The following is a 6,935-nucleotide window of genomic DNA, read 5'->3' on the forward strand; positions in this document are numbered from 1 at the left end:
AAACAGAGGTTTTCCAAAATAGAAAATATCGTTGTTTATAACTTTTTTGTAAATTGGATAGTTTTTAAATTTTATTTTAACAGTAATTTTTATTTAAAAAATGAACAGACAAATCCTAAAAAATCAGAGAGATTCATCCGATGAACAGTAAAATCGAAGCATTAGGCACTAGCACAGGAAAGATACTATATAGTAGTGATTGCCAAAATATTTTTGACCTCTCCATAGCAGAGACTATGGAGCTATTCAAGTCATCTGGGGTTATTCTTTTTCGAGGTTTTGGGGTAACTCCCAAACAGATGAAAGATTTTTCAGAACGATTTAGTGACAGACATATCATAGACTTTACAAAAGTAAGCATTGATTCTGACAAGTTTGTCAACTTTGTAGATGGCGGGACAGATAGTCTTATTCCTCATAGTGAAAATTCTTGTTTTCCCTTTCGACCTGATGTTATTTGGTTTTGCTGTACTGTCCCAGCCGAACAAGAAGGGGAAACTTTATTTTGGGATGGTGTCCGAGTGTGGGAGGAACTAAGTCAAGAGTCGAAAGAGTTATTTCTTTCCAAGCAACTAAAGTTTTCTTATAATAAGATTCCGGTTGAGAGATTGAAGAAAATTTTAGGTTCAAATGCTAATACTATAGATGATATGAAGCGAATCTTGGACAGTCTTGACGGTGTAAGTTATCAGTTTAACGATGATAAAACTGTTTCTGTCGAATATACTTGTTCAGCTGTGGTAAAAAACAAATATAGTCACCAAAATGCATTTGCCAATCACTTTTGGGTATATCAGAAAAAAACAGAAGAAGCAATTTTTGATGACGGTTCAAGAGCTTCTGATGAAGTCGCTGACGAAATTGAAACAATCTTCGACAAGTTAACGGAGAAGATACCGTGGCAAGCAGGCGATCTAGTGATGATGGATAATTCAAGATTTCTACACGGTCGTGGAGCATTTAACGATAACCGACGGCAAGTTTTTACTACCCTAAGTAACCTTAAGTTTTAATAAGCTCTTTCACATTTAACTTGCACATTAACGCGAGTAAACTGTCATTTTTCATTAGGAGTCACTGCGTTGCGGAGCCAGTGCCGTGCGGGGGTTCCCCCCGTTGAGGCACCTGGCGTGGGGTTCCCCCCGTTGAAGCAAGTGACGTTTATTAAGCAAGGAGAAACCTTTTATGTCTTCGTCTTCAGCAACTAGCTATTCCCAAACTAGCTATTCCAAATCTGTGCGGTACAATAACAAATCTAAGTTGATATGGACGCCAGTTGATTCTGTTGAACGTCGCAGTAACCTCTCGTATGAAGAGTTTGTTCGGGAGTACGCATCTGTTGGAAAGCCTGTCATCATCACTGATGCGATGAAAAACTGGAAAGCTTTGACGAAGTGGAATATGGATTTCTTCAAGTCAGAGTACGGCTCATACGAGGCTTTTGTATTGGATTATAAGGCTGAAACTAAGATGTGGGGTCGAACTTACATGTCAATGAATATTGCTGATTATATAGATGTCATAACTAGTGGTACTTGTGACAAATTGCTCTACCTATCGGAATTCCATGTTGGCGATCACCCCGAACTTTGGGAAGATTGCAAAGATCCAATATATTTCAACGATTGGTATAGAAAAATCCCATTAGAAATTTTTAAAAAATATATCAACGATACCTATGACATCCAGATTGGTCAGAAAAATACATCGGTAGGTCTTCACTGCGATCACCGTCATGATAATGCATGGGTTGCAGTGATTTCTGGGCAGAAGCAAGTGGTATTGTTGTCACCAGATCAAGAAAAATATTTGTACGAAGGTCAAGTTGACTGCTTTAACCCGGACTTACAAAAGTTTCCACTCTACGCCAATGCCAAACCAGTGGAATGCATACTAAATAAGGGAGAAATGCTCTACATACCGCCGGATTGGTGGCATCATCTAAAAAACCTCGAAAACACAATCGGTTTGGCTATCAACACGATGAATGAATGGAGTTATGATTTAGTTCGTCAAGGTTTTTTAGAGCGGAATCCAATAAAAGGTCATCTTTTTCCGCTAATTGTGAAATTTCCGTTTCTGGGCAGAGTTTTATTAACTGTTGGTTTGCTCTAACACTAGAAGAAAAAGACACATACTTAAGATAAAACAACAGAGGTCTTTCGGCTCTCTCCGCAACATTGGCAATGATAGGCTTGCAAAGCAACACGTAAAGCAAGGATAAATCTTTTATGCCTTCTTCAGCAACTAGCTATAACAAATTTGATGAACCATTTGCCCGAATATATAACGAGACTTTGGGACCAAGTTACAACAAAATAGCCTTGCCAACCTTAGAAAAATTACTATTACCTTATATTCCTGAGAAAGCGAATATCCTTGACCTCTGTTGTGGCACAGGGGAACTGTCACAATGGCTGCTAAATAAAGGTTATCAGGTGACTGGAATTGATCGCTCCCAGAGAATGTTGCAATATGCTCGTCATAATGCACCTAATTGTAAATTTATTTTTAGCGATGTGCGCTTCTTTCAATTGCCGCCTACTTTCCATGCAGTTTCTTCAATGGGTTTGGGTTTTAATCATATTCTGAATTTGCAAGAGTTAACAGATACTTTTCACAATGTATACAACGCACTTCATAGCAACGGTGTATTTGTATTCGACTTACGTCTAGAAAATGCATATAGTTCCACTTTAAACAATCGTGTATTAGGCGATGTTAAGGATGATTATGCTTGGGCTATGAAAAACATTTATCATCCAGAAAGCAAAGAATGTCGAGTTTTTGTAACGACATTTCAATTAACAGAAAGAGATTGCTGGAAACGCCTAGACACTAGTTTTTCACTCATGAGTTATTCAAAGGATGAAGTCCAGTCATCTCTAGAGAAGGTCGGCTTTACAAAAGTTATTGTCTATGATTTACAACTTGATTTAGGATTAATTCCAGAAGCTGATATGGTCTGCTTTGTTTGTCGTAAACCAAGTTGAATATTCAGTATAAATTTGCCGTAAATTCATTATTGCTGTCTATCTTTATAAACTGTGACGTAGACCAGGCTACAGCCAAAGAGGTAGGAAAAGTCCTTCCTCCTTGTGAATCGCCATTTTTTCCATTAAAGTCAATAAACATACAATTTTATGAAAAGCAAAGAATCTAACTTCCAAGAAACTCAGCCGCAGATTAATTCAATACAATCTCCCGAACAGATATCAGCAGAAAGTCCGAATTGCCGTCAACAGAAACATTTAGAAACTTTAATTGCACGCTATACCAAGCGCACAAAAACCTCAAAACAACTCACGCAAGCCTATCGTCCGGTTCTGGCTGACCCAAGAGGTTTAGAAGGATTTTACCCTCTCGTGAAAGAGATGGTTTATCCCGTTATTGGTAAGCACGCTTTGGGTTCTAGAGTTTGGGATATCGATGGCAATGAATATATAGACATAGTAATGGGGTTTGGGGTGAATCTCTTTGGTCACAACCCCCCGTTTATTAAGGAAGCTCTGGAACAGCGACTTGAACAAGGCATACACTTCGGACCACAATCAGATCTTGCTGGTGAGGTTGCTGAGTTAGTCAGTGAACTAACGGGGATGGAGCGAGTGACCTTTAGTAATACAGGCACAGAAGCTGTAATGACAGCAATACGCTTGGCACGAGCAGCAACAGGTCGCTATAAAATTGTTCGGTTTTCAGACTCTTATCATGGGCATTCTGATGGCACTCTAGTTAAAGCAGAAAAAGCAGACGGCTATCCACATTCAGTACCAGGTTATCCAGGAGTACCACCAAATGTTGCTCTTGATGTTTTAGTTCTAGACTATGTGAATCCTCAGTCGCTTGAAATCATAAAAGCGCATGAGCACGAATTAGCAGCTGTTATCGTTGAACCAGTACAGAGTAGCCGACCAGACTTACAACCTCAAGAGTTTCTCCAGCAACTGAGGCAATTGACAAAAAAATCAGGGATAGTTTTAATATTTGATGAAGTAATTACTGGCTTCCGGGTTCATTTAGGTGGCGCGCAGGCTTGGTTTGATATTAAAGCCGATATAGCTACTTACGGAAAGATTGTCGGTGGCGGTATGCCAATTGGTATCATCGCAGGATCGGCTACCTACATGGATAAAATCGACGGTGGTATGTGGAACTATGGGGACTTATCTTATCCTCAGCCAGAGGCAGAAATGACATTTTTTTCTGGCACCTTCTGTAAGCATCCGTTAGCTATGGCTGCTGCACGAGCTGTACTAAAGCGTCTTAAGAGTGAAGGACCTGCCCTTCAGGAACAGTTGAATCAACGCACATCGCAGTTCGTTAAAACGCTGAATACTTACTTTGAAGCTGATGAAATACCCATCAGACTTGGGAATTTTGGTTCAATATTTAACTCTGTTCGTTTTGGAAATTCAGCCTATAAAGCTAATTCGGATTCTTTAGAGAAGATGCAGATGATAAATTTATTACTATATCATCACCTTCTCGATAAAGGAGTTTACCTGCGATCGTCATTACATGCACTATCCACAACCCATACAGATGAAGACCTTGATTTCATTATTCAGGCTATTAAGGATAGTGTAAGGGAACTGCAAGACGGAGGTTTCTTGCCCAGTCCCTCTGACAAATCGGCTAAAACATGAAAGCTGTTCGGAGGAATTGATGATTAGTCTAACAATCCGCTCTTATCAGGGCGAAACTGATTTACAGGCGATTTCTGACCTGCTAAACGCTTGTGAAGCAGTTGATAAACTGAACCAAGGGGCATCCGTCTTTGAACTGCGGCAGGCATCTGATGATCCATCCCTGGACAAAGCGCGTGATATCCGTCTGTGGGAAGATGCCGACGGGAAGCTAATTGGCATTGGTCGTTTGGAAATTTCCACATCAGATGAGGTCATTGATGGCTTTCTCTCGTGCCGCGTCCACCAAGGGCGCCCGTAGTGGTAATTTGGAAAGGCAGATTATCGCCTGGGGTGAGGAGCGGATGCACGAGGTTCAGCAAGAGCGGGGTGTGCGTGTTAAAGTGCGTGCTGACGCTCGTGATGACAAAGCAGGTTTTATTGCTCTGCACAGAAAGTAGTGGTTTCAAGTCTGAGCGTTACTTGCTGACAATGAAGCGATCGCTTTTTGAACCCATCTCAGAACCGCAGTTACCAGCAAGTTTCACAATGATGCCAAGTTAGAGCTCAACAGGATGCCGAAGCATGGGTAGAAATGTACAATCAGACGTTTATCGACGAGTGGAATCACTCTGATTTAACGGTTGAATATTACAAATACCTGCAAAGTCACCCCGCATACAGACCCGATTTGGATCTGGTGGCGATCGCTCCTGATGGCAATGCAAGCAGCCTGCTGCAAGTGCATAATTAACCCAGAGAGTAATACAAAGCACCGGACACAACGAAGGTTGGATCGACGAACTCGGTACAAGACGTGGTTTTCGCCGGATAGGGCGACACCTGACACTCGACTTATGGGGCACAAGCGTTCGTTTAATAGATCCGCAACCACCCATCGCCTTATGGGCGTTGAAGGCTGTCCCCATAAGGCGATGGGTTTTTGCAGGGGCTGGGACGTGCAATGTTGCTCTTTAGAATGCGTCACCTGCAAGCTGCTGGTATGGATATGGCAAAGCTGTCAGTCGATTTTTATAACCCGAATGGTGCTTTGCAGCTTTACGAATCCGTTGGCTTTTATAAGCTCTACACTTGGATTTCCTACGTTAAGGATGTTTAGCCCATACTTTTTGACTGGATAAAGGAAGTAAAACTATGGCAACAATGGGAAAGTACTGCAAAGCTTACTCACTCAAAAAATTACGTGAGTTCAGTCAGTGGACAGAGCGTGCTGAAAATACCAGAAAAGAAAAGCAAGAAGTCGATGGTAAGGAAGTCGAAGTTAATAGGGTGTTGACTGATGATGACTTTCTTTATCTACAAGAAAACTATGTAGTCACAGATGGTATTTTTAAGGATGAAAATATCATTTTTGACAATATAACACCTGAATGGCAAAAGTTCTGTAAAAATACACTTTTGTTCGATATTCCAGTTTACGAACCTGTGCAGGTACAAACATCCGCTGGTAAAGACACAGGTCATTCATAGGTATTAGACATTTCCGGAAAATGCTAACACTGCTCCATAACTGGCTTTCGATATGCGATCGCCAATTGCAAACGTTAGCCAGTCTCAACGCAAAAATCAGGTATTGAGACAGTTACTGTTGATAATCAGCCAAAATTCAGTCTTTATACACGCTCATTTCATGAGGGTAAAATTCATTATTTTATATATGTAAAACTAATGTTCCGATCCGCAATCTTACAAGTCCGTATATCGTCATAATAATTTGTTCGTATTTTTCTGGTTTCAATCTAAATCTTTCAGAAGCAACTCGAAATATTTTCACTATACGAATCAAATGTTCGACAAATATGCGTGATAATGCTAATTCTTTATTTTGGTTTTTTTGTTCCAAGGTTAGTTCAGCTTTTTTCGGCTTTTTCTTGGGAGTTTTAATTGATGATTCTCCCTCATAACCTTTATCGCCGTTGAACCTTTGTCTGGGGTCAAATCCTTTTTGGCATTCTCTAAACAAATTTATGTCACTTTTCGGTCCCGGTTTACCTGCTACTACATCAACAATGTCATCCCCGTTTGGTAAAACGATAAGTTGGTTTTTCATTGTATGATTTTTCTTCTTCCCAGAGTAATACTTTTTCTGCTCTTCATACTCGCGCTTGTCGCTCTCTAGGCTGCTCACAACTATTTACTATTAGTTCAAATTCTGTTAAAATTTCTTTAACCATCTCGTAGTCGCTGGTGTTTTTTTCTAGAACCGCAAAATTTGCTAGAGAGTTGAGCAGCCAGTGGTAAAGACTAAAAACCTATAGAATGAAATACTGCTAGAGTGCGGCAGAT

General features: G+C 40.4%; 10 protein-coding genes. 8 read left to right on the forward strand and 2 right to left on the reverse strand.

What is annotated here, in order from left to right:
* Positions 1-140: 140 nt before the first annotated feature.
* The 4 genes from PI95_RS24925 to PI95_RS24940 all read left to right on the forward strand — a co-directional run bounded on the left by PI95_RS24925 (position 141) and on the right by PI95_RS24940 (position 4,649).
* Positions 141-1,013, forward strand: a complete 873-nt coding sequence (locus tag PI95_RS24925) for a TauD/TfdA dioxygenase family protein (protein WP_039737036.1) — start codon at positions 141-143, stop codon at positions 1,011-1,013.
* A 172-nt stretch (positions 1,014-1,185) separates the two neighbouring features.
* Entirely contained in the window at positions 1,186-2,115 is a 930-nt protein-coding gene (locus PI95_RS24930; RefSeq protein ID WP_039737032.1) for a cupin-like domain-containing protein, read from the forward strand.
* A 116-nt stretch (positions 2,116-2,231) separates the two neighbouring features.
* Entirely contained in the window at positions 2,232-2,993 is a 762-nt protein-coding gene (locus PI95_RS24935) for a class I SAM-dependent methyltransferase (protein WP_039737031.1), read from the forward strand.
* A gap of 150 nt (positions 2,994-3,143) precedes the next feature.
* The gene (locus PI95_RS24940) at positions 3,144-4,649 is read left to right on the forward strand and encodes an aspartate aminotransferase family protein (RefSeq protein WP_039737030.1); all 1,506 of its coding nucleotides are present in this window, start codon (positions 3,144-3,146) and stop codon (positions 4,647-4,649) included.
* A gap of 23 nt (positions 4,650-4,672) precedes the next feature.
* Here the strand turns inward: PI95_RS24940 and PI95_RS24945 are convergent, their stop codons facing one another.
* The gene (locus PI95_RS24945; protein WP_163519172.1) at positions 4,673-4,894 is read right to left on the reverse strand and encodes a hypothetical protein; all 222 of its coding nucleotides are present in this window, start codon (positions 4,892-4,894) and stop codon (positions 4,673-4,675) included.
* 15 nt (positions 4,895-4,909) lie between these two features.
* On the opposite strand from PI95_RS24945, the gene PI95_RS24950 reads away from it, so the two are divergent.
* The 4 genes from PI95_RS24950 to PI95_RS24965 all read left to right on the forward strand — a co-directional run bounded on the left by PI95_RS24950 (position 4,910) and on the right by PI95_RS24965 (position 6,119).
* Positions 4,910-5,089 carry a hypothetical protein gene (locus PI95_RS24950; RefSeq protein WP_163519173.1) on the forward strand — a complete coding sequence of 60 codons (180 nt, stop codon included), beginning with the start codon at positions 4,910-4,912 and terminating at the stop codon, positions 5,087-5,089.
* 134 nt (positions 5,090-5,223) lie between these two features.
* Entirely contained in the window at positions 5,224-5,382 is a 159-nt protein-coding gene (locus tag PI95_RS24955) for a hypothetical protein (protein WP_163519174.1), read from the forward strand.
* 210 nt (positions 5,383-5,592) lie between these two features.
* Positions 5,593-5,748 (forward strand): GNAT family N-acetyltransferase, encoded by a 156-nt coding sequence (locus tag PI95_RS24960; RefSeq protein WP_163519175.1) that lies wholly within the window; start codon positions 5,593-5,595, stop codon positions 5,746-5,748.
* Between the two features lie 35 nt (positions 5,749-5,783).
* On the forward strand, positions 5,784-6,119 hold the full coding sequence (locus PI95_RS24965; RefSeq protein ID WP_163519176.1) for a hypothetical protein: 336 nt from the start codon (positions 5,784-5,786) through the stop codon (positions 6,117-6,119).
* Positions 6,120-6,300: 181 nt separating this feature from the next.
* On the opposite strand, the gene PI95_RS24970 is transcribed toward PI95_RS24965, so the two are convergent.
* Entirely contained in the window at positions 6,301-6,777 is a 477-nt protein-coding gene (locus PI95_RS24970; protein WP_336507620.1) for a transposase family protein, read from the reverse strand.
* Positions 6,778-6,935: the final 158 nt, after the last annotated feature.

The organism is Hassallia byssoidea VB512170 (genome assembly GCF_000817785.2).
GTDB lineage: Bacteria > Cyanobacteriota > Cyanobacteriia > Cyanobacteriales > Nostocaceae > Hassallia > Hassallia carrinoi.